The organism is Microbacterium sp. F2E (assembly GCF_020905435.1).
Classification (GTDB): domain Bacteria; phylum Actinomycetota; class Actinomycetes; order Actinomycetales; family Microbacteriaceae; genus Microbacterium; species Microbacterium lacticum.
The window spans coordinates 1-546 of record NZ_JAJJIB010000057.1 but is presented as its reverse complement, the minus strand read 5'-3'; the positions used below and the strand labels follow the sequence as shown (position 1 = coordinate 546).

Here is a 546-nt window from a genome sequence, read left to right as displayed (position 1 = left end):
GTCTGCGCCTGCTGGGTGAGCCGGTCGAGGATCCCATCGGCGATCACCGTCGGCAGCGTTGCGATCAGATCCGACATCCCCGCGCTGCCCGGCACGACCCGCACCCGCCGCTCCGCCGCCGCATCCCGGTGCCGATCGGTGAACGACCGCTCCGCGAACCTCTCGGCGAGGATCTCCACCTCCGACCGCACCCGATTCGGCGTATCCCGCTCACACCGTGCAATAGCGGCAGCCTCGAACTCCGCCCGCCGCTCCGGCGACGCGTCGACCAGCACCGACCCCGCATCCGTGATCACCCGAACATGCCCCCGCGTGATCCGCCCCGACTCCCACGCCCCCAAAGTCGCTGCGTAATGCTCCACGAGGTCGCGGGCCTCGTCGATCCGGGACTGCACGGTCCGATCCGTCACCCGCAACACCCCACCGAGCTCGGCCGCGACCGACCGCAACGCCATATCGTGCGCCCGCACCGCGGCCGGAGACCCGGCCGCCTGCCGCGCGGCGAGCTGACCCGCGGCCGCAAGCGCACGCACCTCCGCGACCTGC

Annotated in this window: 1 protein-coding gene; it reads right to left on the bottom strand. The window is 72.5% G+C overall.

What is annotated here, in order from left to right; translation table 11 throughout:
- Window positions 1-546, bottom strand: a 546-nt coding sequence (locus LOK55_RS13970) for a DUF222 domain-containing protein (protein WP_229935855.1), incomplete at both ends; no start/stop codon positions are given.